At 66.5% G+C, this 25,712-nt stretch carries 25 protein-coding genes; 7 read left to right on the top strand and 18 right to left on the bottom strand.

From position 1 onward, the window contains the following. Positions 1–39: 39 nt before the first annotated feature. The 3 genes from V9E98_07270 to V9E98_07260 form a co-directional block, all read right to left on the bottom strand. Positions 40–2,943, bottom strand: a complete 2,904-nt coding sequence (locus V9E98_07270) for an AAA family ATPase (GenBank protein ID MEI2716781.1) — start codon at positions 2,941–2,943, stop codon at positions 40–42. A gap of 200 nt (positions 2,944–3,143) precedes the next feature. Continuing rightward, entirely contained in the window at positions 3,144–3,470 is a 327-nt protein-coding gene (locus V9E98_07265; protein MEI2716780.1) for a hypothetical protein, read from the bottom strand. Continuing rightward, a complete protein-coding gene (locus tag V9E98_07260) occupies positions 3,463–4,236 on the bottom strand; it encodes an AAA family ATPase (GenBank protein MEI2716779.1) in 774 nt (257 codons plus the stop codon). The genes V9E98_07265 and V9E98_07260 overlap by 8 nt, the downstream gene beginning before the upstream one ends. A 58-nt stretch (positions 4,237–4,294) precedes the next feature. On the opposite strand from V9E98_07260, the gene V9E98_07255 reads away from it, so the two are divergent. Together V9E98_07255 and V9E98_07250 are read left to right on the top strand one after the other, a co-directional pair. Further along, positions 4,295–5,152, top strand: coding sequence for an alpha/beta hydrolase (locus V9E98_07255; protein MEI2716778.1), 858 nt, complete (start codon positions 4,295–4,297; stop codon positions 5,150–5,152). Positions 5,153–5,181: 29 nt separating this feature from the next. After that, the gene (locus V9E98_07250) at positions 5,182–5,559 is read left to right on the top strand and encodes an ATP-binding protein (GenBank protein ID MEI2716777.1); all 378 of its coding nucleotides are present in this window, start codon (positions 5,182–5,184) and stop codon (positions 5,557–5,559) included. Between the two features lie 18 nt (positions 5,560–5,577). Here the strand turns inward: V9E98_07250 and otsB are convergent, their stop codons facing one another. The 9 genes from otsB to V9E98_07205 all read right to left on the bottom strand — a co-directional run bounded on the left by otsB (position 5,578) and on the right by V9E98_07205 (position 13,385). Next, entirely contained in the window at positions 5,578–6,345 is a 768-nt protein-coding gene (gene otsB, locus V9E98_07245) for a trehalose-phosphatase (protein MEI2716776.1), read from the bottom strand. Further along, a complete protein-coding gene (locus V9E98_07240; GenBank protein ID MEI2716775.1) occupies positions 6,342–7,775 on the bottom strand; it encodes a trehalose-6-phosphate synthase in 1,434 nt (477 codons plus the stop codon). Before V9E98_07240 ends, otsB begins: the two co-directional genes overlap by 4 nt. Before the next feature lie 181 nt (positions 7,776–7,956). Beyond that, positions 7,957–8,565 (bottom strand): MarC family protein, encoded by a 609-nt coding sequence (locus tag V9E98_07235; protein MEI2716774.1) that lies wholly within the window; start codon positions 8,563–8,565, stop codon positions 7,957–7,959. Next, positions 8,562–9,188 (bottom strand): DUF6758 family protein, encoded by a 627-nt coding sequence (locus V9E98_07230; GenBank protein ID MEI2716773.1) that lies wholly within the window; start codon positions 9,186–9,188, stop codon positions 8,562–8,564. The genes V9E98_07235 and V9E98_07230 overlap by 4 nt, the downstream gene beginning before the upstream one ends. Beyond that, positions 9,185–9,727, bottom strand: coding sequence for a general stress protein (locus tag V9E98_07225; protein MEI2716772.1), 543 nt, complete (start codon positions 9,725–9,727; stop codon positions 9,185–9,187). Before V9E98_07225 ends, V9E98_07230 begins: the two co-directional genes overlap by 4 nt. Before the next feature lie 33 nt (positions 9,728–9,760). Beyond that, positions 9,761–10,969 carry an acyl-CoA dehydrogenase family protein gene (locus V9E98_07220; protein ID MEI2716771.1) on the bottom strand — a complete coding sequence of 403 codons (1,209 nt, stop codon included), beginning with the start codon at positions 10,967–10,969 and terminating at the stop codon, positions 9,761–9,763. A gap of 95 nt (positions 10,970–11,064) precedes the next feature. Then, positions 11,065–11,715 carry a hypothetical protein gene (locus V9E98_07215; protein ID MEI2716770.1) on the bottom strand — a complete coding sequence of 217 codons (651 nt, stop codon included), beginning with the start codon at positions 11,713–11,715 and terminating at the stop codon, positions 11,065–11,067. A 210-nt stretch (positions 11,716–11,925) separates the two neighbouring features. After that, positions 11,926–12,861, bottom strand: a complete 936-nt coding sequence (locus tag V9E98_07210) for a WYL domain-containing protein (GenBank protein MEI2716769.1) — start codon at positions 12,859–12,861, stop codon at positions 11,926–11,928. A gap of 35 nt (positions 12,862–12,896) precedes the next feature. Beyond that, the gene (locus V9E98_07205; GenBank protein MEI2716768.1) at positions 12,897–13,385 is read right to left on the bottom strand and encodes a WYL domain-containing protein; all 489 of its coding nucleotides are present in this window, start codon (positions 13,383–13,385) and stop codon (positions 12,897–12,899) included. A 172-nt stretch (positions 13,386–13,557) separates the two neighbouring features. Between V9E98_07205 and V9E98_07200 the strand changes: the two genes are divergently transcribed. Together V9E98_07200 and V9E98_07195 are read left to right on the top strand one after the other, a co-directional pair. Next, on the top strand, positions 13,558–13,908 hold the full coding sequence (locus V9E98_07200; GenBank protein MEI2716767.1) for a hypothetical protein: 351 nt from the start codon (positions 13,558–13,560) through the stop codon (positions 13,906–13,908). Between the two features lie 209 nt (positions 13,909–14,117). Next, a complete protein-coding gene (locus tag V9E98_07195; GenBank protein MEI2716766.1) occupies positions 14,118–14,249 on the top strand; it encodes a hypothetical protein in 132 nt (43 codons plus the stop codon). A gap of 48 nt (positions 14,250–14,297) precedes the next feature. Here the strand turns inward: V9E98_07195 and V9E98_07190 are convergent, their stop codons facing one another. Both V9E98_07190 and V9E98_07185 read right to left on the bottom strand, forming a co-directional pair. Next, positions 14,298–14,693: a hypothetical protein gene (locus tag V9E98_07190; protein MEI2716765.1), complete on the bottom strand. Its 396-nt coding sequence runs from the start codon at positions 14,691–14,693 to the stop codon at positions 14,298–14,300. A gap of 153 nt (positions 14,694–14,846) precedes the next feature. Further along, positions 14,847–15,464, bottom strand: a complete 618-nt coding sequence (locus V9E98_07185; GenBank protein ID MEI2716764.1) for an SIMPL domain-containing protein — start codon at positions 15,462–15,464, stop codon at positions 14,847–14,849. A 255-nt stretch (positions 15,465–15,719) separates the two neighbouring features. Between V9E98_07185 and V9E98_07180 the strand changes: the two genes are divergently transcribed. Next, entirely contained in the window at positions 15,720–17,123 is a 1,404-nt protein-coding gene (locus V9E98_07180; GenBank protein MEI2716763.1) for an MFS transporter, read from the top strand. 54 nt (positions 17,124–17,177) lie between these two features. On the opposite strand, the gene V9E98_07175 is transcribed toward V9E98_07180, so the two are convergent. Together V9E98_07175 and V9E98_07170 are read right to left on the bottom strand one after the other, a co-directional pair. Beyond that, the gene (locus tag V9E98_07175) at positions 17,178–18,593 is read right to left on the bottom strand and encodes an amidase (protein MEI2716762.1); all 1,416 of its coding nucleotides are present in this window, start codon (positions 18,591–18,593) and stop codon (positions 17,178–17,180) included. Beyond that, the gene (locus tag V9E98_07170; GenBank protein MEI2716761.1) at positions 18,581–20,062 is read right to left on the bottom strand and encodes a transglycosylase family protein; all 1,482 of its coding nucleotides are present in this window, start codon (positions 20,060–20,062) and stop codon (positions 18,581–18,583) included. The genes V9E98_07175 and V9E98_07170 overlap by 13 nt, the downstream gene beginning before the upstream one ends. Positions 20,063–20,218: 156 nt before the next feature. Between V9E98_07170 and V9E98_07165 the strand changes: the two genes are divergently transcribed. Continuing rightward, positions 20,219–21,358, top strand: coding sequence for a N(5)-(carboxyethyl)ornithine synthase (locus V9E98_07165; GenBank protein ID MEI2716760.1), 1,140 nt, complete (start codon positions 20,219–20,221; stop codon positions 21,356–21,358). A 155-nt stretch (positions 21,359–21,513) separates the two neighbouring features. Beyond that, positions 21,514–21,864 carry a hypothetical protein gene (locus V9E98_07160; GenBank protein ID MEI2716759.1) on the top strand — a complete coding sequence of 117 codons (351 nt, stop codon included), beginning with the start codon at positions 21,514–21,516 and terminating at the stop codon, positions 21,862–21,864. A gap of 473 nt (positions 21,865–22,337) precedes the next feature. On the opposite strand, the gene V9E98_07155 is transcribed toward V9E98_07160, so the two are convergent. Then, positions 22,338–23,120, bottom strand: coding sequence for a DNA-formamidopyrimidine glycosylase family protein (locus tag V9E98_07155; GenBank protein MEI2716758.1), 783 nt, complete (start codon positions 23,118–23,120; stop codon positions 22,338–22,340). An 85-nt stretch (positions 23,121–23,205) separates the two neighbouring features. After that, a complete protein-coding gene (locus V9E98_07150) occupies positions 23,206–25,260 on the bottom strand; it encodes a right-handed parallel beta-helix repeat-containing protein (protein MEI2716757.1) in 2,055 nt (684 codons plus the stop codon). Positions 25,261–25,712: the final 452 nt, after the last annotated feature.

Here is a 25,712-nt window from a genome sequence, read left to right as displayed (position 1 = left end):
CCGTCCGACGGCTGGAAGTTGGGGCGGCGCTCGAACAGGTCAGCGGCGAGGCGACTCGACATGCTCGGCGATGATCTGTCCCCGTCTCATGACCTCAGCAACCTCGCCACGCGAGGACACACCCAGTTTCGTGAAGATCCGAGCGACATGGGACTCCACCGTGCGTCGGCTCAGAAACAGACGCTGTGCGATCTGAGGATTGCCGAGCCCCTCGGACACGAGTTCGGCGACCTCCCGCTCGCGCGCACTGAGCGCATCGAGACCCGTTGCCCCCCGGGCAGCGCGCTCCCCTGATCCATGGACACCGAGATCCCGCAGATCACGGGCGCCGCGCCCGGCAATGCTGCGGGCCCTGCACTCCTGCGCCACTGCGATCGCTCGCCGGATCTCGGCCACCGCCAGATCCGTCTGCCCGCAGCGCCCGAGCGACCGCCCGAGGATCAAACGGGCCCGCGCAGCTTCCAGCGGTGCTCCGGCCGAATCGGCTGACGCCACCGCAGCGCGGGCATGCGCAATCGCCGACTGCGGATCGTTCTCGGCGAGCAGCACCTCGGCAAGGGCTCGTTGCGCCGCACAGTGGCTCAGAGCGAGGCCGAGCCTGTCTGCGCTGACACCTGCGCCTTCAGCCCAGCTCCGCGCTGCCACGGCGTCCCCGCGGGCCAACTCAGCCTCGGTGAGGATCTCCAGCGTGCGGGCCTTGGTCGGTTCCGCCACGAGAGGCAAGCCAGGTCCGCCGGCTCCCCGGACCATCACCTGGATGCCCCGCTCTGCCTGGCCATCCTCCACGAGGCCCGGTGCGATCGAATACGCCACGATCGCGGGCACACCGGGGTCGTGGGTCAACTCCTGGTAGACCTCCGCATCTTGTGCGGTGGACATGGCCGTGGACAGGTCACCGAGTTGAGCCGCGACCGCGCTGCGCCGCGCCAGGGCGACACTGATGAGCAGCGGGTCATTGCGCATGCGGGCCAGTTCCTCAGCCTCGGCGATGAGCTCGGCGGCCTCGGTCAAACGGCCCTGCTTCGTCAGAGCGCTCTCCGCCGCGATCCGCAGCCACACACCCGCGGCCAGATTCCCGGTCGTGCGGGCAAGCGCGATGCCGCGTCCCGTGTGGTCGAGCACATCCTTCCAACGGCCCAGCCATTCCTCTGCCGAGGACAGCAGGATGAGCGTCTCCAAAGCGGCGATGAGTTGGTCGTCGGGGGTGGCGGCCAACAGGTCGGCTGCGCGTCGGGCCTGATCCCCAGCGCAGACGGCATCCCCCCCACGAGCTTCGCCATAGGCGAGCAGAACGGCCGTGGCGAACTCCAGACCGGGCACTGCGGTGGTCGCGGGGACGAGCACGCCGCCGATCTCACGCACCTCATCGACCGAACCACTGACGGCGACCTGGGCCAGGAGCAACACCTGCATGAGCAGACGCGGGAAGTACGCCTCCGTCGGTAGATCCGCGAGGATCGAACGAATCCGTTGCGTGGCTGTGCGCTCCTCCCCCAGCCAGTTCTCCACCCTTGTGAGGTTCCCGACGAGGTAGGCGAGCGTCAGGTGATCGCCGGGAGCGACGAGCTCGAGCGCGGCGCGCAGCTCCTCACGGGCTTCGGCGAACTGCCCGGCGTTGATGAGACAGTCGGACCGCTCTGCCATGAGCAGTGGACGGCCATCTGGGGCACCTTCGGCCACCGGACCAGACAGTCGGATAGCGGAGGCGAGCAGACGAGCCGCGGCCCGGGGGGCCAGAACTCGGGTGGCAGTCGCGGCTGCCCGAATCACCTCGATGGCTTGCTCGTCCCCCATATCGGCGCTGCGCTCCAAGTGACGCGCCACAGCGATCGGGGCCGCCCCCTCGGCCTGCAGGATCGTCCCGGCTCTGGAGTGCGCGGCCAAGCGCCGCCCACCGGGGATCGAGTCGTAGACGACGGCAGTGATGATCGGGTGGCGGAACTCATAGGTGCCGTGCCCGTCGCGGTTAACCACGAAGGAGGCGGCGACCAACTCGTCCAGGGCGGGCAGGGCCTCATTGGGGGCGATTTCCGCGACCCGGGCGGCCAGCATCACATCGAACGGGTCACCGAGCACAGCGGCCGCACCGGCCAACTGCTGGGCGGGGACCGACACCTCCGCGAGGTCGGCCAGGATCGCCGCCGACACCTCGGGGGGATTACGGCCCTCAGGCGACTCCGTCGGTGCCGCGCCACGCTGCGCCGGCACATGAGCCGCCAACTGGGTGATGTAGAAGGGATTTCCCCCGGCGTCCGCCATGACCCGGTTCTGCTGCACCGCAGGCAGGTGCGCCATGAGTTGCGCGGCGTCTTCCGGCGGTAGAGGTTCGAGTTCTATCCGCTCGACCCGATCCGACCGCAGGTGGAGGGATCCGGTATGAGCGCCTGGCCCACCCGAGCGTCGGGCCGTGGCGATGAGCACCGGAGCGTCGATTCCGTGCCGCATCCAGAACCCGATGACGCAAGCAGTCATCTCGTCGATCGAGTGCGCGTCATCGACCGCGATCACCAAACCCTGGCCCCGGGCCGCGAGAGCCGTCAGCGCCCGTCGGGTCGAGTGGCACACGAGCAAGGGATCGACCGGCGCTGCGGGTGTGTCGGGGACCTTCGCTCTCATCCCAGGTAGCACCGATGCCAGGTCCCTCAGGGTGTGAGGATCCAACTGGTCGATCGCGGGGTCGGCGGTGACGGGCCCGTCCAGCAGGGCAGCGAGCGCGCCGAACATGAAGTCCTGCTCGGCTCGAGATCCCGTTCCGCGCAGACACCGGAACCCACGCCGCGATGCCTCGCGGACCAACTCGTCGAGCAAGGCGCTCTTCCCGATGCCCGCCTCGCCGGACACCTCGAGGGCGACCACCTCACCGGCCGCGACCCGATCCAGAGCGGTGCGCAGCAGGGCGAGTTCACGCTCACGGCCCACCAGCCGGGTCGGGTTCACAGGCATGTCGCTCCTGCCGCTGTGCATCCAGCCGTCAGGTGCATCTAAGCACTCCGCGTACGTCCAACTCCATACCCCAGCGTCTGGACCGGACGACTCCGCTTGGCGGAGTCTCGGAACTCCTGACGCACTCGGGACTCTCTGACGCCCGCGGGTCTGTTGGGCCTGACTCCCGAAACGCCGGACGCCTGGACTCGGATGACGGGTCAGTAGCGCAGCGACAGATCGACCCACGCCCGGCGGTCACAAGTGGGGCACTTCATCCAGGCGCGGATCCCCGATGCGGGGACAGCGACCGGAACACTGGGAAAAGCCAGTTTCAGGGCAGCGCCCCAGGACACGACGGAGCGGGCGCCGCACCGCGTGCACGTCATGGCGATCGACCCGAGGCTGGGAGGTTCCGGCTCACCCGAGAACAGCGCACGTTTGCCCTCGCGGTCGGGGACTCGGACTTCACCGTCGATAACGGTGATGCGTTCGTCCTCCGCGAGCGCGGTCCGCGGGCGGACCCGGTCGAAGGTGCTGTCAGGCATCGACGTCAACCTCCCCGGCAACGACTCGACGGGCGAGTTCACGGTAGTTGTCGGCTCCTCGGACCCGACTCGCGGTGGTGAGGACGGAACGGCCCGCAGCGGGTGCCTCAGCGAATCGAATGGACTTCGCGATAGGTGGTTCGAGCACGGGGAGTTGATAGCGCTCTTGGATGTCGGCGACGACTGCCCGGGCGTGCGTGGTGCGCGCGTCGAACAACGTGGGCAGCACACCCAGGACCCGCAGCCGCGGATTGGTCAGGCGCTGGACATCACGCACGGTGTCGAGGAGTTGTCCGACACCGCGGTGGGACAACGTCTCGGCCTGCAGCGGGATCAAGACCTCGTCCGCAGCTGTGAGCGCATTGATGGTGAGCACGCCCAGCGATGGCGAGCAGTCGAACAGGATGTACGAGTAGTCGGAGGCGACGTCCTCGAGCGCCAGCCGCAAGGCATGTTCGCGACCCGTTCGGGTGAGCAGGTGGGCTTCGGTGCCGGCAAGGTCGATAGTGGCGGGCAGCAAGTCCATGCCGTCATCCGTGGGGCGGATGACCATGCCCGCTCCGACGCGCTCGAGCAGCACATCGTGCAGGCTCATGTCGATCGCTTCGGGATCCAGGCCGAGCGAGAACGTCAGGCAGGCTTGCGGGTCGAGGTCGACAACGAGAACCTTCTGACCAAGTTCGGCGAGCGCAGCACCCAGCGAAGCGACCGTCGTTGTCTTGGCGACCCCGCCCTTCTGGTTGGCGACGGCAATAATGCGCGTCATCGAACCCCCACCTGCCCCTGGAACGTGAACCCTCGCTGAGCATCCTATTCTGCTCGGCATGAGTGTCCCACCCTCCACGGGTTTCCCGCCAGGGGCCGAACCGTTACGAATCAGCACCACGGACGGGGAGTTGGCCGCGGTGCAGATGGGCCCCCGCGACGGGCCGGCCATGGTTCTCGTCCCCGGATTCACGGGCAGCAAGGAGGATTTCCTGCCCCTGCTGGAGCCGCTGGCCGGGGCTGGATTGAATGTGACCGCTATCGATCAGCGCGGCCAACACGAGAGTCCGGGGACCGGCAGACTCGACGACTACCGCCTGCCGAGTTTCACTGCCGACCTGATCGACGTGATCGGATCCCGGCCCGCCCATCTCGTGGGTCACTCGTTCGGTGGTCTCGTGTGCCGCGAAGTCACACTGGCGCGGCCTGACCTGGTGAGCAGCCTCACGCTGATGGACTCGGGTCCGGGCGCACTCCCGCGCGAACACTGGGACCTCATGACCGCACTGTGCGACTTGGTCCCCGTCGCAACGAGCGAACAGATCTGGGTCGCCAAGCAGGCGGTGGACGCCGCCGCAGGGGTGCCTGCGTTGGAAGCCGATGTCGAGGAGTTCCTGCACCGCCGCTGGGTCGCGACGGATCCGTGGTGCCTGGCCGGGATCGCGCAGACGCTGATGAGCGTGCCGGATTTGACGTCGGAACTGTCCGACACGGTGACGCAGAACGGGATTCCGGTACTCGTCATGTACGGCGAGGACGACACTTCGGCGTGGCCGGTCCCGGAGATGGCGGACATGGCGGCCCGCCTGGCGGTGCCCGCGGTGGCGATCCCCGGTGCCGCGCACTCGCCCGCGGTGGAGAATCCGCAGCGCACGGTCCGCGAAATCATCGACTTCGTGTCCGCGCGAGGGGTGTGAAACGCGTAACGAGTGGGTATCGCGGACCCATGGAGCAGCACTGCGACCTGCCTGACGGGCCTCAAGCCGCCGGCCAGGCCCGCCGACTGGTGCGCGATGTCCTCGAAACTGTTCGGGCCACCCACCTTCTCGACGACGCCCTGCTCATCGTCTCGGAACTCGCCACGAACGCCGTCCGTTACGGCACCGGTCCGATCAGCGCCCATATCAGCATCGACGACCACGCCCTGACCATCGCCATCCAAGACGGTCGCGCCTCTGATCTGCCCTATCCCAAGATCCTCACTCAAACCGAACCAGATGGCCGCGGTATGCACCTGGTATCGGCGATGGCGTCCCGGTGGGGCTGGGACCGCGACCAGGACTCCAAGGTGGTGTGGGCGGAGATCCCCTTGCAGCGGGACTGAGCCCGGACTCCGCGCCTCTCAGCGAACAGCAGCCAGCAGCGCCAAGAGCGAGCGCACCGCGGAAACGGACGCTATCCGGTACTCGGCCGCTGTCTCACCGTCGCCGACCTTGACCCCGACATCTTCACGGCGCAACACCCGAAAGGCGTTCTCGTCGGTCACGTCGTCACCGACGAAGATCGCGACGTCGGCGGCGGCACTGTCCCGCAAATGAGAAACGGCGCCGCCCTTGTCTACTTTGAGGACCGCAAGCTCGAGAACCTCTTTGCCGGCTGTCGCGTGAATACCCGGCCACGACACCGGACCCTCCCACAACTCCGCCATCACCCGATTGGCATCGGGACGGCTCGCCTGGCGTACATGGACCGCGATGCTGGCGGGCTTGTGCTCCAGTTGCACGCCTGGAGCCGTCGCAGCGAGTTCCGTCAGAGTTGTGTCGAGCCGAGCGAACAACTGCTGTTGCCCGGTGGTCAACTCCTCGACGAAACCGGCCTCGAACTCCGCCCCGTGCGAACCGACCAGGACGATCGGCGCGGACAACCCTGACAGTGTGTGCAGATCAGCCAACGAGCGACCCGAGATCACCGCCACCGTGGTGTGGTCCGCGGCCGCCAACTGCTCCAGTAACGGTGGGATCCCGGTCAGTGGTCGCGCGTCCTCAGGTCGGGTGACGATCGGCGCGAGAGTCCCGTCGAAGTCACAACACACCAGCAGCGAGGCCTCCACTTCGATCCCCCGGACGCGTTCGATCAGGGGCGCGGGCAGCGTGGCATCGGTGTCGGTCACAAAGAACCCTGCAGCCGGTTGAGGAAGTCGGAGGCCCAGCGCTCCACATCATGCTCGAAGACGCCATGGCGCAGCGCCGACATGCGTCGCGCGGATTCCTGAGGAGCGGACTGCGCCGCATCCAAGATGCTGCGCTTGACCCCGTCGATGTCGTACGGGTTGACCAGCCAGGCGTCCGACATCTGGTGAGCGGCACCGGTGAACTCGCTCAACACCAAGGCGCCGTCTTCCTCGGTCCGGCAGGCCACATACTCCTTGCACACGAGGTTCATCCCGTCGCGCAGCGGAGTGACGAGCATGACGTCGGCAGCGACATACATGGCCGTCAACTCATCGCGCCTCATGGGCTGGTGCAGGTAGTGGATGGGCGTGGTTCCAAGTTTGCCGATGTCGCCGTTGGCCCGGCTCACCAGCAGTTCCACATCGTCGCGGATGCGCTGATACTCCTCGACGTTCTCCCGGCTGGGCGTGGCGACTTGGACGAACACCGTCGAATCGGGGTCGAGGTCCTCGTCCTGGAACAGTTCGGTGACTGCCCGGATCCGAACGTCAATGCCTTTGGTGTAATCGAGGCGGTCCACGCCGAGCAGGATCAGCTCCGGGTCGCCGAGATCAGCTCGAATCTGCGCGGCCCGTTCGATGGTGGCGGGGTCGGCTGCGAGCTCGGCGAAGTCCTGCGCGCGGATCCCGATCGGAAATGCCTCCACCCGAACAGTGCGGCTGCCCGATAGCTCGTCGACGACCACTCGGTCTCCGCCCGGACGCAGCGCCACATACTTCTGGACCAAGCGCAGGAAGTTCAGCGCGGCCTCTTTGGTCTGGAACCCGACCAGATCCGATCCCAGCAGCCCCTCGAGGATCTGTCGGCGCCACGGGAGTTGGCTGAAGATCTCGACCGGCGGGAATGGGATGTGCAGGAAGAATCCGATCCTCAGGTCGGGACGCATCTGCCGCAGCATGCGCGGGACCAGCTGCAGTTGGTAGTCGTGGACCCACACGACAGCCTCAGGTGGGGCGACCTCGGCCACGTGCCGGGCGAACTTCTCGTTGACCCGCCGATAGGCCTGAAACTGGGTGCGATGGTAGATAGGTGTGACGATCGCGTCGTGATACAGGGGCCATATGGCGCCGTTGGAGCATCCCTCGTAGTAACCCTCGACCTCGGCGTGAGTCAGCGGCACTTCGTCCAGCTTCAGTGAACCTGTACCGGTGGGCGGGGGCGGGGCCTGTTCCGCGTCCGAATCCGGATCCTCGAACCGGCCGCTCCATCCGATCCACAACGCCTCGCGGTCGCGCAGCACGGATTCCAGGGCGGCGACGAGTCCGCCAGGGGCGGGATGCCAGCCTTCGGCCTCGTCGTATTCGATGGGGAGACGGTTGGCGACCACCACCAGCGGGCGTTCCGATTCAAAGTCGTGGGTGGTGTCCATGGGGCAACCCTATCGGGCCTTCCGTGATGACGGCCCGACTGCGCCGTCCCCCTCGACCCGATCAGGATCGCCCGTCTCCCCCGGCGGAACCTCTCGCCCACGTCGAACGCCGGACTCGTCAGCCGTGCTCGTGGCTCGTGAGCTCGTGGGGGCTCGGGGGCCTCGGGGGAGTTGACGGTGGTCACTGCCACGACACGATGAACTCGTGGATGCCGTCGGCGATCAGTTGGACTGCGATCGCGGCGAGGAGCACGCCGGCGATGCGCGAGATCACCGTGACGCCCGCGCGGCGCAGCACCCGCAGGATCGTGGTCGAGAAGCGCAGGGACAGCCAGATGATGACGTGAATGGTGATGATGCCGACGGCGATGGCGAACAGGTCGCCCGGAGCACTGGCGCTGCGGACGAACAGGATGGCGGCGACGATGGCACCGGGCCCGGCCAGCAGCGGCATCCCGAGCGGGACCAAGGCGATGTTGGCCTTGTCCGTCGCCGCCGACACTCGGAACTCCCCTGCCATGAGCAACTGCAGGGCCACGACCAGCAGCAGCAGGCCGCCCGCCACTCGCAGGGCGGGCAGCGAGATGTGCAGGTAGGTCAGGATCGCGTCACCGAAGATCGCGAACCCGCCGATCACAGCCAGCGAGGTCAGGGCCGCCTGCCACGCCAACCGATGGATCTCGCGGGGGGCGCGATCGCCGACGAGACCGAGGAACACGGGGATGATCCCGATCGGGTCCATGATCACGAAGAGGGTGACCACGACGGAGCCGTAGAGAGCGGTGTTCACCGGTCGGGGGCCTCCAGCCGGGGCAGCATGGCTCCGCTGGGGAGGTCGATCGCGATGCCGTCGCGCAGGTCGCGCAGTTCCAGATCCAGATCGAAGACCGACCATGAGGTGTCGGGCCACGTGATCAACCACAGCCAGCAGCCGGCTGACTCGCCCACATAGGCGGCTCGGCCCGGGGACTCCAGGGACCACAGCGGAGTGGGCCATCCGGCGGTTCGGATCTTGGTGGTCGCAGGTTGGGCCATGAGCGAAGGGGCCGGTTCGGGGACGCCGGCCCAGCGCGCCCCGACTCCGGTGCCGGGTTTCTCGCCGACAATGAGCAGGTCCGACGGCCCAGCGGACATGCCGCGGCCGGTGAATCCCAGCGTGGCCGCCTCGATGGGCTGTCGACCGCCGCCGACGACCTGGATGCCGGCGAACACCCACGTTGCGGGCAAGGGCCACGGAACCCAGAACGGGACGTCGGATTCGGCCGCGAGCGCCGTCAACGTCGCCGACGAAGGCAACCGGGGCGGATGCTGCACCGGAACCGGTCCGTGGGTGGGGCAGGCGTGGTACTCACGCATGACTGTGGGTGCCAGCAGTTCGACACCACAGCGCGGGCAACGCGGATCGTCGCTCATGTCGGCGACTGGTCGGTGTCGCTGGTGGCCTCGTTCTCGCTTCGTTCCGGTGGTGCGGGCGGCCAGGTGGGAGCAAGTCCGAGGATCTGGCGCGCCTGGCCGATGAACTCCGCGTCGCAACGCACGTCGTAGCGGTCAGCTTGGAGTGCCTGCCGGGACACGAAGTCACGGCGCCCACCGGTGAGCGCATGAGACACGAGACCGAAGACGATGCCGAACGCGGCCCCCAAGAGCAACCCCAACAAGACCAGCCGGGTGGGGGCAGAGTCCTGGGCGCCGAAGAAACTGACGAACAGACCGATGAGGACGCCGAACCAGGCGAATGTCGCCATGCCGTTGAGCGCTGCCCGACCCCAGGACGTCCGGCCCAGAACACTTTCGACAAGAGTGAGGTCGACACCGACGATGGCGACGTGTTGGACGGGGAACTTGTTGTCGCTCAACGTGTCAACAGCCGCCTGGGCCTGGGAGTACTCGGAGAACGACACCAGAACAGGACGATCGGCGACGTCGGGATTCATGCCCCGGATGTTGGCCATGGAACCACGGTAGTCCCCGCCCATCGCGGCGCGTCAGAGGCGCAGCTTGTACTCCTCGAGCAAGCGCCGCCCGATGATCATGCGCTGGATGTCAGCGGTTCCTTCGCCGATCATCAACATGGGAGCCTCACGGTAGAGCCGCTCGATCTCGTACTCCTTGGAGTAGCCGTAGCCACCGTGGATGCGGAAGGAGTCCTCGACGACCTCTTTGCAGTACTCGCTGGCCAGGTACTTGGCCATCCCGGCTTCGAGGTCGTTGCGTTGACCGGAATCCTTCTTGCGGGCGGCCATGACCATCATGCGGTGCGCGGCCTCGACCTTGACGGCCATGTCGGCGAGCCGGAACAGCACCGCCTGATGCTGGGCGATCGGCTTGCCGAAAGTCTCACGCTGTTGCGAGTAGTCGACGCCGAGTTCGAACGCCCTGATGGCGACACCACACGCGCGGGCAGCGACGTTGACGCGACCCACCTCGACGCCGTCCATCATCTGGTAGAAACCCTTGCCGGGCTCGCCACCGAGCACGTCATCGGCCGGAAGTCGCAGGCCGTCCATGATCAGTTCCGTGGTGTCGACACCCTTGTAGCCCATCTTGTCGATCTTGCCGGGGATGGTGAGACCGGGTCGCACCTCTCCGAAACCCTCGGGCTTCTCGATGAGGAAGGTGGTCATCTTCTTGTAGACGCTGGCGTCGGGATCATCGGACTCACCGTCCGTGCGCACCAGGACCGCCACCAAAGTAGACGAGCCACCGTTGGTCAGCCACATCTTCTGGCCGTTGAGCACGTAGTCGTCACCGTCGCGCACTGCCTTGCTCTGGATGGCGGCCACGTCGGAGCCGCAGCCGGGCTCCGACATGGAGAACGCGCCCCGCACCTCGCCCGTGGCCATCCGAGGCAGGTAGCGCTGCTTCTGCTCCTCGGTGCCGTGCTGCATGATCATGTACGCCACGATGAAGTGGGTGTTGATGACTCCGGACACGCTCATCCAACCGCGGGCGATCTCCTCGACGACCAGCGCGTAGGTCGTCAGCGACTCACCCAGGCCACCGTATTCCTCGGGAATCATGAGGCCGAACACACCGAGTTCCTTCAAACCCTCGACGATCTCGGTGGGGTACTCGTCGGCGTGTTCCAACGTATTGGCGTTGGGGATGATTTCCTTGTCGACGAAGTCGTGGACGGCCGCGAGGATGTCGCTTTGGATGTCGGTGAGATCCTCGGTCTGGGCAAGGCGCGCCATGGGAGTCCTTCCTGAGAATGTCCGGCCCACTGTCGGCAGGCATTGGCCCGATTATCCCCCGTTCGGCCGCAGGGGGCGAACTCGGGGCGGGCGGGTCAGTCTCGGAAGGCCTCGCGCACGCTCTCGCGCCACTGCGGCGCGGACAGTTGGAGAACGAGGAGCCCGAGCAGAGCCACGACTCCGGTGCGTACGGCTTCGACGGTGGTGCCACCGGTGCTCCCCAAGGCCTCACCCCAGCCGGCATCGAAAGGGATGACGGTCACCATGGCGATCGCGAGCGCCATGGTGAGGCCCACGGCAGCGACCCTGCGGGCAGCATCCGGATGACGCACGTGCCCCGAGGACCAGAAGAACCCCGTCGCCACGATGAGCAGGGCTGCGGCGACAGCGGTCGCACCGATGGTCAAGAAGAACGTGAGGTTGTCGACACTCTTGGCCGCCGGACCGAACACATCGGTCAGGTCGGCAGTCGCGGGCTCGTTGAAGGCCACGAGACTGTGCACGTAGGGCGCGCTTCCGCCCAGGTCGGCGAGATGACCCGCGGCAGCCAAGGCGAGCGAGACCCCCGCCGACACACACAGCAGTCCCAAGAGGACCGGGTAGGCAAGCGGGAGGCGGGAACGTTCGCCCAGGGAACGGGTCGTCGACGCAGTCGTCGCCACAGCGGTCCTCTCGGGTCGGGTTGCCGGCGCGCTCATTGTGTCCAAGGGCCACCACGCCACGAGCCAGGCGCGCCGATCAGGCACGCTGCCCACGGTCACGATCCGGTCACTGCCTCACCTGGCCCAGACCGGCAAGTACGGGGGTGAGTACCGGGGAGTGAGTACCGGGGAGTGAGTACCGGGGAGTGAGTACCAGGGAGTGGGTACGGGGGGACAGCGGGGGGGACAGCGGGGGGCAACGGGGGGGTGAGTACCGGAGGGTCAGATGTCCGAGCGGCGGCGCCGGTCTCCGGATCAGGCTTCGATGCCGTGATGCACCAGCAGCTGGCGAGCCAGATCGGCACCCGCGTCGACGACCGAGGCGGGTTCCATCACAAACGCGTCCGGCCCCGCGATCAGCAGGATCAGCCCCACCCGCTCGGCGATGGGGGGCAGCAACTCAACCCGGATCAACAGATCGTCGGAATCGGCGGTGAGCACCCGTGTGGACTCCGCGAATCGATCCGCCACCCAGTGACTTCCCTGTGGCAACGACAAATCCACCGAGACCGGGGCCCGATCACGCTCGATCAGTTGCTCGGCGTCCACGGGCCTGTCGAACTCCCCGGACAGTAATTCGCAGGCACTGATCCGCGCGACGATGTAGGTGCGGGTCCGGCCGTCGATCAGTGGTCCGGCGTCGACCTCCCAGCCGCGAGCGGTGTGGTGCAGCGCATACGGATGGATGTCACGCTGCGACACCCCCGGGCGCCAGGCGCGCGAGTAGGTGATGCGAACCGGCTGACGTCGGTCCATCGCATCGCGCAGGAGTGACGCCGTCGATTCCCCCCGGTCGGGGGAAGTGGTGGCGGATCGCGCCAGGAACGTGTCAGCCAGGACTTCGACCGCGTGCGCCAGGGCCATATTGTCCGGCTCCAGTTCAGCCAGACCCGATGCGGCTTCGTACAAAGCGACCAAGTCGTCCGCCCTCAGGTACTCGACTCCCAGTTCGGCTTCGGGTCGTTCGCAGACTGCCCGGATCACAGGCGCCTGGTGCGGGTCCGCCTCTGCGCCATCAGCCGCCAAGAACTCGATGGTGTCGGCGCGGTTGAGGCCCATGAGCATCTCGGCCGGTATGTCTGTGGCGAAGTACTCCAGGATCTCGCGACGCAGCGTCGCTGACGGAACACCGAGTTCCGCGGCGACCGCATCGAGCGACAGCCCTTCCGGATGACTGGTCAGAATCGCCATCACGCGGTGTATTCGGGCGAAGGACTCCAGCGCCGTCATGGGATCGCCGCCCGCAGCATGTCAGCGAATGCGGTGCGCAGCGGTTGCGACCCGGCCAGCACGACCCGCTCACCGAGTTCGACCAGCCTGGCGAAGAACACCCAACGGTTCGTGACCGTGTAGGTGAGTTCGACGGTGGTGTCGGTCGGCACGGATCGTTCGGGCGCCCCCAGCAGGAGTTCGACGTCGGACAAGTACTGCTGATCAACGACCACAAGGGCAGACTGCGGCGGATCGATGGGCCAGGTCAGAGGGTCGGCTCCGTCTCGGCGGTGATCGGACACGGACCGGGCCGAACCACTGGGTCCCGCGGTCACGTCGGTCATCCGGGTCAGATAGTACGTGCGCAACTGGTCAGCACCCCGGTCGAATCCGGTGACGGCCCACCCTGCCGTACCCCGGTGCAACGACGCTGGATCGAGTTCCCGGGCCCGGCCGTTGTACCCGAACCGCAGCACGCTGCGGGTGGTGATGGCCCGCAGCACGAGGTCGACATCGATAGGTAGATCCTTGACTGTGACTTCGACCCGGGCCCCGCGAGTGTGAGCTCCTCCCAGGCCACGAGGCGATGGTGGTGCGGTCCGCGAGCAGCGCTGCGCGGGCGAGCTCAGCCTGCTGCTCGGGCGAGAAGGCCAGTCGGATTCGGCTGTCGCGGGGGTGCAGAACCCAATGGGATTCCTGGCCGAGATCGGCGACGTTGGTGATGTCGACCCCCACGCGTCGCAGGTCCCGGATCAGTCGGGCCAACTGTTCGCGCTTGCTTTCGTCGGTCCCATGGAATCCGACGGCATCCGCGAGCATCCCCGCCGGCCGTCCCGAAGGGCCCGCCGCACTCAAGATGCTGGTCACCATCACCATTCGCTGCAGCGGGCGCACCACGCTCTGCTGCGGGTGATCCACACTGCCCTTCGGGTGATCCACACTGCCCTTCGGGTGATCCACACTGCCCTTCGGGTGATCCACACTGCCCTTCGGGTGATCCACACTGCCCTTCGGGCGTGGGGATGACGCCGTGCTCCCACTGTCACCCGATTGCCCCACTGGACCTCCCGTGCACACCCTGCCCTACGTCCGCCTCGCCCTTCCACCGGACAGCCCTTCCGCCGGACAGCCCTTCCGCCGGACAGCATCGCACCTGAGTGTGACGATCACCACCACCCAAAGTATGTGTATATATGCATGACAGTGGGACACTAGAAGTGTTGAAAGGAGCCCCCATGTATTCGACAAAGGTCTTGGGCAACGGTCCCAGCCACACCAGCAACATCAATCACAGTTCTCACAAAGCCGCGTTGAAGCACGCGATCAAGAACAAGAAGCAACTGCCCCACGGCGCCAAGAAGACCTGATCGGGTCGGGGTATCACCCCCGGAACTTGCAGTGCGGGTGGCCTTGGGTCACCCGCACACGTCTACCTGCAACTTGTCGGTTCCCTTGCAGACCTCGAAGTGAACTTCGCCCCTGCGCCCCTCACCCGCCCCCACGAACGAGAAGACTCCGGCGTTCTTCATATACAGATACGAGTAGCCGGAACTGCTGCGACTCGATCGCACCGAGAAACCCCGCGCCTTGAACGCCTTGCGATAGTGCTTCGTGACCGCTGCCGGGGACATGCCATCGATCTTGTAGTCCGCAGCAACCAGACCCGTCCGGCTGTGGTGGTCCACCATCACAGAGCCCTTGGGTGCCTTGGGAAGGTCCGAATGACCCCCGATAGCCACACTCACAGCACCGACGACGAGGGCGGTCGCCGTGATCGAGACCAGCAGGGCTGTTCGCAGAGAGACAAGCATGCGCCGATTCCTTCTCAATGGATGGCCACCCGCTCAATGGATGGCCACCCGGCCGTAGTGGCGAAGTGGCCGAAGTGTTCCAGACACTCGGGCTTGAAGCCTCTTGATCGGACGTCTCCTTCCGCGCGCCCCACTCATGCGCGAAGAGCGCCGTCAGTCCCCGAACTCCCAGCGCGTGAGCACCGACACCGACTGCTCCAGCTGACCGGGATCGACCGCCATTTCGCCACCCCCCGCCCGGGCCGCCATCATCGGCCGCGGACCGGACGCCCCTGGCTCTGCAACTGCCACGCACCGACCCAGGGAACGCCCCGCCAGGCGCGCCAACTCCTGCGCCCGATCCCGCGCGTCCGCCATGGCCCGTTCCCGGGCGCGGGACATCAACTCGGTCGGGTCGCTGTGCTCCAGCTGCATACCGAACAGCCGGGCATGAGTCCCGCCCGCGCGGGTGACCTGATCGATGATGCTGCCCGACCGACCCATGTCACGCACCATGACGGCCAGTCCGAGCACCGCTTCATGTCCATTGACCCGGCCGTCGCGATCGTGGACGGGACGCAGAGCTACCTGCGTAGTGCGTAGATCGGCGGCTTCGACGCCCGCGGACATCACGGCCGCCCGCACAGTGTCGAGGGCAGCGGCAGCTGCTGTGAATGCCGCACCGGGATCGGCTGCGGTGACCTCGACTCCCGTCTGCAGGACCATAGTGTCGGGCACCGCACCGGCGCTGCCCGTCCCTGTCACCGAAATGCCGTCACTCACGTCACTCATGATCGCCGACCCTATCTCCGAACCGCCACCTCCGGCCCGACGCCTCCGGCCCGACGCCTCCGGCCCGACGCCTCCGGCCCGACACCTCCGGCCCGACACCTCCGGCCCGACACCTCCGGCCCGACACCTCCGAACAGAACCGACACCTCCGCGCGCAGCCCGATCCTCCAGTGGCGGACCCGACTCTGCCCACCCAACTCCGCCGTGCGACCCGGAAGGGTGGGTGATCACCGGTCCAGACCGTAGGCTCCCCGCATGCGGCCACCGTCATTCCTGCCCATCCGGTTCCTGCCGGTTGTCCTGGCCCTGTTCCTGATCCAACTGGACTTCTTCTCTCTGGGCCTGGCCCTACCGGTGATTTCGGTCGATCTCGGTACGACCACCACCGATCTGCAGTGGGCGCTCAGCGCCTACATGCTGACGCTGGGGTCCCTGATGATCCCGGCAAGCCGGCTGGGGGATCTCGTCGGCCGGAAACGAATCCTGCTGATCGGCGTCGCAACGTTCGGGGTGGCTTCGCTGCTGTGCGGCTTGTCCGAGACTCCGGGGCAGCTGATCGCAGCGCGTGTCCTGCAAGGGGTCGGCGGGGCGATGATCATGCCGGTCGCCTTCAGCCTGGTCAGCAACGACACAACGTCCGACGAGCGGCCTCGCATCCTCGGACTCATGCTGGGACTCGCGAACATCGGCACAGCGGTCGGCCCGATCGTGGGCGGCGGACTCGCGGCGAGCGCCGGTTGGCGCTGGGTCTTCTGGGTCAACATCCCTGTGGCCGTGGTGGCCCTCGTGTGGGGTATGCGATCCCTGCAGGACAGCAGGGATCCCGGCGACCATCGCACCTCCGAGCTCGACTGGCTCGGGGCGGCGCTGGTCATCGCCGGTGTTGCCACCACCACCTGGGGGCTGGACAACCTGTCGACGCTGTCGATCCTCGCCGTCAGTACCGGCGGCGCGATCGTCACGGGGCTCGTGCTGTTACTGCTGTTCGCCCGGCAAGAGAGCCGACACCCGTGGCCACTCGTGAGTCCGCAGCTGATGCGACGGCGGTCCTTCGTAACCATCCTGATCGCCGGAACCGTCGCGAACGTCGGCTACTGCATCATGATGCTCGTCGTCACCATCCAGTTGCAGCAAGTACGTGGGCTGTCCTCGGTCGTCGCCGGACTGCTGTTCGTCTTCCCGGCACTCGCGACGGCCATGAGTGGACCGCTGTCGGGCCGGATCGCGGGCCGGATCCCCGACGGAATCGTGATGGGATCCGCCATCGTCGCCGGCAGCCTCGGACTGGTCTTGCAGGCTTTCGCATCATCATTGGTGCTCGACGTGGTGGGGTTGATGATCAGCGGTCTGTCCTTCGCCATGGGCTACTCGTTCACCAACGTGGCGACGCAATCGGTGCTCCCGGTCGAACTGTCGGGACAGGCTTCCGGGGTGGTGATCACGACCATCGTCACGATCGGCGGGGTCGGCGTCGTCCTGGCCGCATTGGGTGTCGAGATCCTCGGCGGCGGGGATCTCGCGCAGGGCACGACAGCGACGCTGCTGTGGAGCGGTGTCGCCGGACTGGTGCTGGGCGGCCTCTTCCTGGCTCAGCAATCCGCCGCGCAACGCAGATCCGCGCATGCCACCAATTCTGGTCCGGCCGGATCGGGTGGATAGGTTCCGGACCCTCACCGCTCGGGTGATCGGAACAGGCGTCTGTTGGGTGCGCTGTCAGGTTGTCTGGATGCGCGCGAACGGCGCGGCCTGCTCCAACTCGAGCGCCAACTCCAACAGCGTGCGCTCATCGCCGGTGCGTGCAGCCGCGTGCACTCCGATGGGAACTCCGGCTGCGCTCATCCCCAAGGGCAGGCTGATACCGGGCGCCCCTGCGATGTTCTGCAGAGGCGTCACCGAGACATATCGCAAAAGGCGCACGAGGTGTGTCCGTGGTTCGACGAGCGCCCCGAGGTAGCCGATCGGAGGCGGCTCATGAGCGGTGACCGGCGACAGCAACACGTCGAAGCGATCGAAGGAGGCATCGTAGTCGGCGCCGAACCGCTTGAGCCGACGTACGGCAGCGGGCAGGCGCTCGGCACTGCCGGAGAACATCCCCGCCAACTCCAAGGTGAAGGGTTCGAGCAGGTCCGCCCGGAAACCCTTGCCGAACATGCGACCACCCAGTCGTTTGATGCCGTACGCCAGGAATGCCCAATAGCGCAGGAAATCGACCCCGACCTGCTCGCCGTAGGGGAACTCGACCTCTTCGACGTGGTGGCCTAGCGATTCGCACAGTCGGGCCGCATCCCGAACGGCGCTGGCCACCGCGGGCTCGGTGGGAAGTCGAGGATGCCCGCTGGTCGTGACCGCGATGCGCAGCCTCCGGTCCGACGGATGGGTGATGTGGCCGACAGGCGGCAAAGCACTGTTGCGGTGGATCCGCTCGGCGGCCGCGAAGTACAGCGCCGTGTCGCGCACCGAACGGGTGACGACTCCCTGCGTCACCACGTTGACCGGGAGCTTCTCGATCTCCGGAAGGTCGATGATGCGACCCCGCGAGGGTTTGAGCCCGACGAGCCCGCAGCAGGAAGCCGGGATGCGGATCGATCCTCCGCCGTCATTCGCGTGTCCGATCGGGACCGCTCCCCCGGCGACCAGAGCCGCCGATCCTCCGGACGAACCGCCCACCGAACGACCCAGGTTCCACGGATTCCGCGTCGGTCCGCTGAACAGGGACTCGGTGGTAGACGTCAGGCCGAACTCGGGCAATGTCGACTTGCCGATCGGTACTGCCCCGAGGGCGAGGAACTGTGCAGCCCAAACTCCGTCTGTGGGCGCGGGACGATCAGCCGTGGCCCGGGAGCCCTCGCGGGTCGGAACTCCTGCGAGAGGCTCGTTGTCCTTCACGACCGTGGGGATACCCGACAAGGGCGCCTGGGGATCGGGACGCGGATGGGGCGGGAAGGCCCACGCGACCACCGCGTTGACCCTCGGTTGCAGTGCCTCGGCGCGGGACCGGGCAGCCGCCAGAAGTTCCGCGGGCGACACCTCGCGACGCTCCAGTCGTTCGCGCAGTCCCACGACATCGTCAGCACCGAGGGCGTCGTCACCGAACGCATGAAGTCGCTGCTCGGCCATCATCGTGGCCATTGCCCGGTGCGCTGCCAGTTGAGCCTGATCATCTGGTCGGCAACGCTCGGGTCGCTGTCCTCGTAGTAGTCGATGATCTCAATGTTGGTCGGCTCACCGGACGTCGTCCAATCGGTCATGTAACCGGCCACCTTGTCGTTCACCAACCTGGCTAGCGCGTGCAGCGAGCAGTTGTCACCCACCTTGTTGAACACGCAGTTGGCGTAGTTGACGGCACTCGGAGTGAGCTGCAGCTGGTTGACGAACAACACGCACCAGTCGTTGCCCGAGGCGTCGACGCACTGGTCACCGTCGAGTCGCTGCGTCCGCTCGGCCAGGTATCCGTCATTCGCGTCCTTGCTGACCTGGGGTACGTCGGTGTTGGGCCACGGACTGTGGATGACGAGCTCTCGCGAGAAGTAACAGTCGTCTTGGGGCATGCCCGTCTCGGGCATCAGCACGAGCAGGCTGCGTCCCGACTGCCACATGTCACCGACCGGCACGCCCATGGCCACCTCACCGTCGGGGAGGCCGACGATGTCCCGTGTCCAGGCGGCTTCACACACGGTGGGCCCACTGTCCTCGGCCTGGAACTCCATCAGTATGTCGAGCAGCGCTTGGTAGTAGTACTCGTCGATGGCCTGGTTGCCGGTCAGATCCAGGTGTTGGAAGTCCAGGATCACCTGCTCCGCCGGGTGGGCGGCGGTGTATTTCAGGACCTGTCGCAGACCCTTGGTGAGGCTTTGCGACACGTAGTTGTGGTGCAGGACCAGAGGCACGGACAAGGGGTCCGGAGCCGGAGGGCGCGGAGAGTCGATCACCTGATTCGCGGGGACCCCCACCCGGATGTCGAGATAGCGAACCCCGCCGCGCAACTGATCGCCGAGATTCTCCTCCTGCGCGCGCGCCTCGTCAGCGGCCCCGCAGGGATTCACCTGGGCCGCCTGGGCGAACACCGCACTGATTCCGGCGATGACCTGCGGGGCGCACGGAGGATCAGTGTCGATCAGCGACGAGCCCGAGTCATGGGTGCCGGGGATCAGCATCTCGCCCAAGGGGGTGCTCTTGGCCCGCTGATAGGCAGCACGCATCCAGTCGGCCCGCGGACAACCGAGGTTGTTCCATCCGGAGGACTTGAACATCCGCCACGCGACGAGATTCTGGTCGCGCCGCGAGGCCTTGTTCGGGCGCGCGGCGAAAGCCGTGCCCCCGAACTTCTGCCACCGTTGCTGGGTCATGAGATAAGCACCCGAACCCACGGAGGTCTTCAAGGCCGGGTAGTTGCCAGACCGGCAGATCCGAGCGTCCAAGGCCTTGGACTTTCGCGCCCACTTCTGGGCCTTCTTCATCTGCTTGGACTTGTTGCTCGCTTGCGCCGTCTCAGCGGATGTCTGGGTCTGGGGCGGATCGGCCGGCTGGGCGAACGATGGGGCCGCCACCGCGATGACGAGACCGGCGGTCACGGTGCCGACGAGGATGCGAGAGATCATCCTCCGAACGTAGTGCGATCCAACGACTCATTTCGCGCCGATCACGTTTCCCGCGGCAGCCACGCCTGGCCTCGTCCGCTCGCTGTCGACGGCCTTCGCGCTGCGGACGCAGCGGTGGATACGCTGCGGATGAGTCGCCGATCGAGGGAGTCTGCTGTGGCCGAACTGTCCCTGGGAGTGTTCGGCCGTTCAGGCAAGGAGAACGAGCGGCGGCTGCCACTGCATCCGCGCCACTTCGACCGAATCGATCCCGACCTGCGATCCCGGATCTGGTTGGAACACGACTACGGCTCCCACTTCGGGGTGCGTGACGAGGAGCTGGCTGAGCTGGTCGCCGGTTTTCGGACTCATTCCGAGCTCATCGCCCACAGCGATGTCCTGCTGCTGCCGAAGCCGACGCTGTCCGATGTGCTCGAGATGCGGGACGACCAGATCCTGTGGGGATGGCCCCATTGCGTGCAGGATCCCGAACTCACGCAGGTCGCGATCGACCGAAGACTCACTCTGATCGCCTGGGAGGCGATGAACCACTGGAGTGAACACGGCCGTTTCGTGATCCATGTGTTCCACATGAACAACGAGTTGGCGGGCTACGCATCCGTGCTGCACGCCATGTCGCTCCGCGGGTTCACAGGCGCCTACGGACGGCGGCGGCGCGCGGTACTGATCGGGTTCGGCAACACCGCTCGCGGGGCCGCCAACGCACTCGAGAGCCTGGGCGTGGTCGACGTCGTCGCACTGACAATGCGCGACGTGCATCTGGTGGCCGCGCCGATCCCCAACGTGACTCTCGGCGGCCTCGAAAGGCGTACCGACGATCCCTCCCGGACCATGACACTGAAGGGCTCTGGCCCGGTGCCGACCGAGGAATTCCTTGCCGAATTCGACCTCATCGTGAACTGTGTCCTGCAAGACACCGACGAGCCCCTCATGTTCCTCACCGACGAGGACCTGCCCCGACTCCGGCCGGGCACGGTGATTGTCGATGTGTCCTGCGACGCCGCGATGGGGTTCTCCTTCGCGCGGCCCACGACCTTCGACGATCCGATGATCGTGGTGGGTGACGATGTGCACTACTACGGCGTCGACCACAGTCCGTCGTACCTGTGGGAGTCCGCCACGTGGGAGAACAGCGAGGCACTGATCCCTCATCTGCGGCCCGTTCTCACCGGCGCGTGGGACCACAGCCCCACGATCCGCAAGGCGATCGAGATCCGTGACGGAGTCATCGTGAACCCCAAGATCCTGTCGTTTCAACACCGCGCGCCCGTGTATCCGCATCCCATCCAGCAGTGACCGCCGGGGCAGCCCGACAGTGACACTCGACAGTTGGCGCCCGACCGTTGGCGCCCGACCGTTGGCGCCCGACAGTTGGCGCCCGACAGTTGGCGCCCGACGGTGAATGGCCTGGTCCGACGTCTGACAAGGCGGCCGGACCGTACCCTGGGGCCATGAGTGGGGACATGACCGACGCCATCCCGGCGGTCCGTGAGGCACCAGATACGCCCCGCGGTCCATACCTGGCAGCCCTGATCGCCGGTCAGGTGCTCGCGGTCATCACCTTGATCATCTGGGCCGTGGTGGCTGTCGTGACCGTCATCGCAGCTGCCACCGAAGGCAGTGTCGGCGCCTGGATCTTCGGTGGGCTGGTGCTGTTGTACCCGCTGTGGCCGATCGGGTTCAGCGTCGCGGCCTGGCGGTCGTGGGGGCGGGGCAGGTGGACCTGGGCGGTCGCGCTGATGATCCTCGCGTTCGCGCCGGCCGTCATCCTCGCCGTGATCATGACGCTGTCCGCCGTCTGACCTCCCCGCCGCACGGGGGTTCGGGGAAGAACCACCACTGCTGTCGTTCGCTTCCTCGCGAAGAATCGGATCCCTACCCAGGGGCGGATTCCTTACTCAGGGGCGGATTCCTTACTCAGGGGCGGATTCCTTACTCAGGGGCGGAATTCCCTCCCAGAAACTGTTGCATGTCGCCCCCTGCGCGCGTCCTTCCTGTGAGACGTCACTGGCCAGCCGAGGAGCCAGCAGAGAGCCAGCAATGGGCAGGCAGAGGACAGCAGAGGAGTGGACGCCATGGACGACACGGCAGTACGCAAGGTGGAGAGCGACTACGAACTCAGCGAGGCGTTCGACGCCGACTGGCAATGGGGTTGGGAATGACACGTCGTACTCCACCCACTGAAACCGAGGCACCGTCCAAGGAAACCGAGGCCCCGTCCAAGGAAACCGAGGCCCCGTCCAATGAAACCGAGGCCCCGGCCAATGAAGCCGAGCTAGCGACCCGTGGGACCGGGCCCGGACTGGCACCGGGGGCACCAGTAAGTGACCCGGTCATGGTGTCCGACCCGGCCCGTACGAACTGGACCGCCACAACGCAGGCAGGTTCGGCGTTCGAAGATGTTCAGTCGAGCCCGACTGGCGCGCCGATCATCGATGATCGCGCGCCGCATCCGTTGCCGGGTGCGAGCCAGTACGACATCCAACTGGTGAACGTCCCCCACCGCAGTGAACGGCGTGACTCCGGCAGTGAACGCGGCCTCTGCCGCCCACATCGTCCCCAGCCCACTGACCACCCGTTGGTCCAGCAACGTCTCGACAAGTCCCCGGTCAGGGGTTGCCGACACTCGCCGGACTCCATCCGCGCCATCCCAGCTCGCCGCCAAGATGTCGGGACCCAGATGGCCGATCAGATCGCCCTCGTCATCGCTGGCAACGACAGCCACCTCCATGAGCCGCAGTCCGACCGCCTGCCGCTGCTCCCCCACCAGCCAGACCCGCACTTGGTGCTCAGGTCCCGCGCATGGCCGGCCAGACGCGGTGCCGGTGGCCCAGCGACCATCCATCCGAAGATGGGAATGCAAGGTCAGGCGAGACGTCCCGTTGGCCATTCGCAGCAGCAGGTGCTTGCCGTGCACATGCGTACCCAACACTGTGCAGCCGACCAGATCCGCCGTGGCTGCCCGTGGTACTCGGATCTCCGCGACCTTCAGCGTCTGACCGACGAGCGCGCCATCGAGGCGGCGCGCAGTGCGGCGCACGGCATCTCCCTCGGGCATGGGACGAGGCTGCCACGAAGTTTCCGTGATCGTTCCCGCGATCGAGTAACTCGCCCGGCGAGTCCCACTCCGCCGATCGTGATCATCAGCCGATCCTGATCGCGACTCCAGCACGGGGAGACCACGTCATCACACCGCGCTGAAATCTGGTCTTGCGCCGCTGGCCCGGCGCGAGGTCACCTGTGGTGGGCAGGCCCAACCGCTGGCGCCGGGCAGGCGCGAGGCGGGAGTAGGTCCGGGCCATGGCACCGATCAACTCGAAGGCCCCGGTCGTCGGTGAGTAGAGAATGACCCCGTGGGTGAATCGCTGCATCCGGGAGCCCAATGGACCATCCCTGATCGATCTGACCCGGCGCCCGAGCGATCCACTCGCCCCGCCCAGGGCCCTCCATCTCGCGAGGATCTGCGCCCTCGCGCTGGGCACTGAGGTACCCGGCTCCGGAGTCTGACCCGGCGGTTCTGCCGGCGTTCCTTCCGGGGGTCCGGGGGGTGCGGATGCATCAGGAGACGGACTGGCAGTTGGCGGATCGGCAGTTCCACTGCCGGGTGGTGAGGCGGGATCCGTGGGTGCCGGTTTCAGTCCGGTGGAGGGACGTGTCTCAACGGCACCCGCTACGGGTCGGCTCGATCGCATCTGTCCGTAGAAGTCCAGGGAAAGGTCGTAGCGACTACTCGGATCGACCGGCACGGCTGGGTCGGGAACCCACAGGCTGTCGACAGTGAATCCAGAATCACGGGAATTCGCTTCCGCCCCGATGTGATCCGCCCACCCGGACAAGCCCGCAGCGTCGTATTGCGAAGCTGGCCGCGAGTCGGCGAACCGAAGCGGTGGCGCGCCGGTCGAGTAGACGTTGTAGTCCATGATCGGCATGCCGGTATACCCAGCGAGATCACCCAGAGCCGGCTCCGACAGGAAGCGGATCGATGAGCCGTAGTCGTCACCGTCGGCACTCCTTACCCCGATCAGATTGCCCCACACCGTCACATTGGCGCTGGGGGGACGCAGTCCGTCAGGCATCCAGCTCTGGAGGCTGATGCCGAAGTGAATCCCCGCATGATGGTCACGACAGCAGTTGCGGATCGTGTTGTGAGCGATCAGCGAGTCACGCGCGGAGTACACCCCGATCCCGGTCATGGTCGTCTCGTCGATGATGTTGTTGACGACTCGGCCGCGGATCGCCTCGTACATGCCAGGGTTCTGTGCACGATCGAAGTAGTCGGTGTCAGTATCGAACCCCACGAGGATGCCCGCGCCCGCTGAGTCAGGGCTGGAGCCCTGCCCCACCCGTTCGATCAGATTGCGCTCTACCCGAGCATCCATCGCCCCGCCCTTGAAGTACACCCCGGTGGTCGCGATGTCGTGCAGGTGGTTGTCCAGCAGAGTCATCCGATCGCCGTTCACGTTGTCGACGCCTTCGGCGTTGCTGTCATCGCGCCGTCCGGTGGAGTGGATCTCGTTTCTGGCCACCAGCACGTCATCGCAATTGGGTTTGATCTTGATCGCATCCCGACCTGAATCGTGGATCACGTTGTACGCGATCACCACCTCCGTCGCACCGCTGCGATCGGCGGGGTCGCCCCAGTCCCACTTCGTCTCACACGAAATCCCGTAGTACGAACCGCCCTCGATATCCAGTCCGATGATGCGGGAACCGTCGGCATCCGGATCCAGCTCGACGGCAATCTCATGAGCCGATTCGTCCTGGTTCGCAACCACGATGCGGGGCTTGTCGGACCCGTAGCTCCCTCGGACCGTGATACCTGGCTGCCTGATCCGCACTTCTCCGGGATACAACCCTTGCTGCACCCACACCTCATCACCGGGCGCCGAGAGATCGACTGCGTGCTGGATGGTGCGCAACGGCGCTCCCGCTGAACCGTCACCGGAGGAGTCGCTCCCGGTCGTGGCCACATGTCGGATGGCACCACCGCCGGGATCCAGTGATGCCCACGTCGGCCAGTCCTCCGCGGCGCTCGCACTCACCGGACCTGTCGCTCGAGCGCTCGGCCGGCCGGTCAGAAGTCCTTGGAACCCCTGCGCGTCAGTCACGTGCACCGCGGATACCGGTGCCGGCACACCGAGCACCAGGCCGGCCGCGAGAGCGAGTGCGGCCCCTGCGGACAACCCGCGCTGGTCCATGTCGACCTCCCGGCCGGAAATCTCGGTTCTGAGACCATCGTCATCCGGAGGGGCCGCCATGATCCGACATTCGGGGGATCGGCAGCCAATCGTCCGCCGGTGCATGGTCGATCCGTCGGTGCATGGTCGATCCGTCGGTGCATGGTCGATCCGTCGGTGCATGGTCGATCCGTCGGTGCATGGTCGAGTGGTGAGCACATCATGCTGGGCTCGGCCCACCTCTGGGCCGTCCAGGGGAGGAGATGACCTGAAATGGCGAGCCTTGCCTTCTGTATGCACGTATCGCTCGATGGCTACGTCGACCACACCGCCTTCGCGCCGCCGCCGGGGCTCTTCCGCCCTCCCGCTGCGCCTGCAGTCCAGCGAGAACATGGGAGATGACGTGATCCGCCTGGAGGTACAGCTCACGGTAGTGGCACGACCTTGGCCCGCCGTGGTGTCAATCCAGAGGC

The sequence above is a fragment of the Candidatus Nanopelagicales bacterium genome (assembly GCA_037045355.1).
Lineage (GTDB): Bacteria > Actinomycetota > Actinomycetes > S36-B12.
Note: the sequence above shows the minus strand (reverse complement) of the source record. Positions and strands in the feature narration are given on the sequence as shown.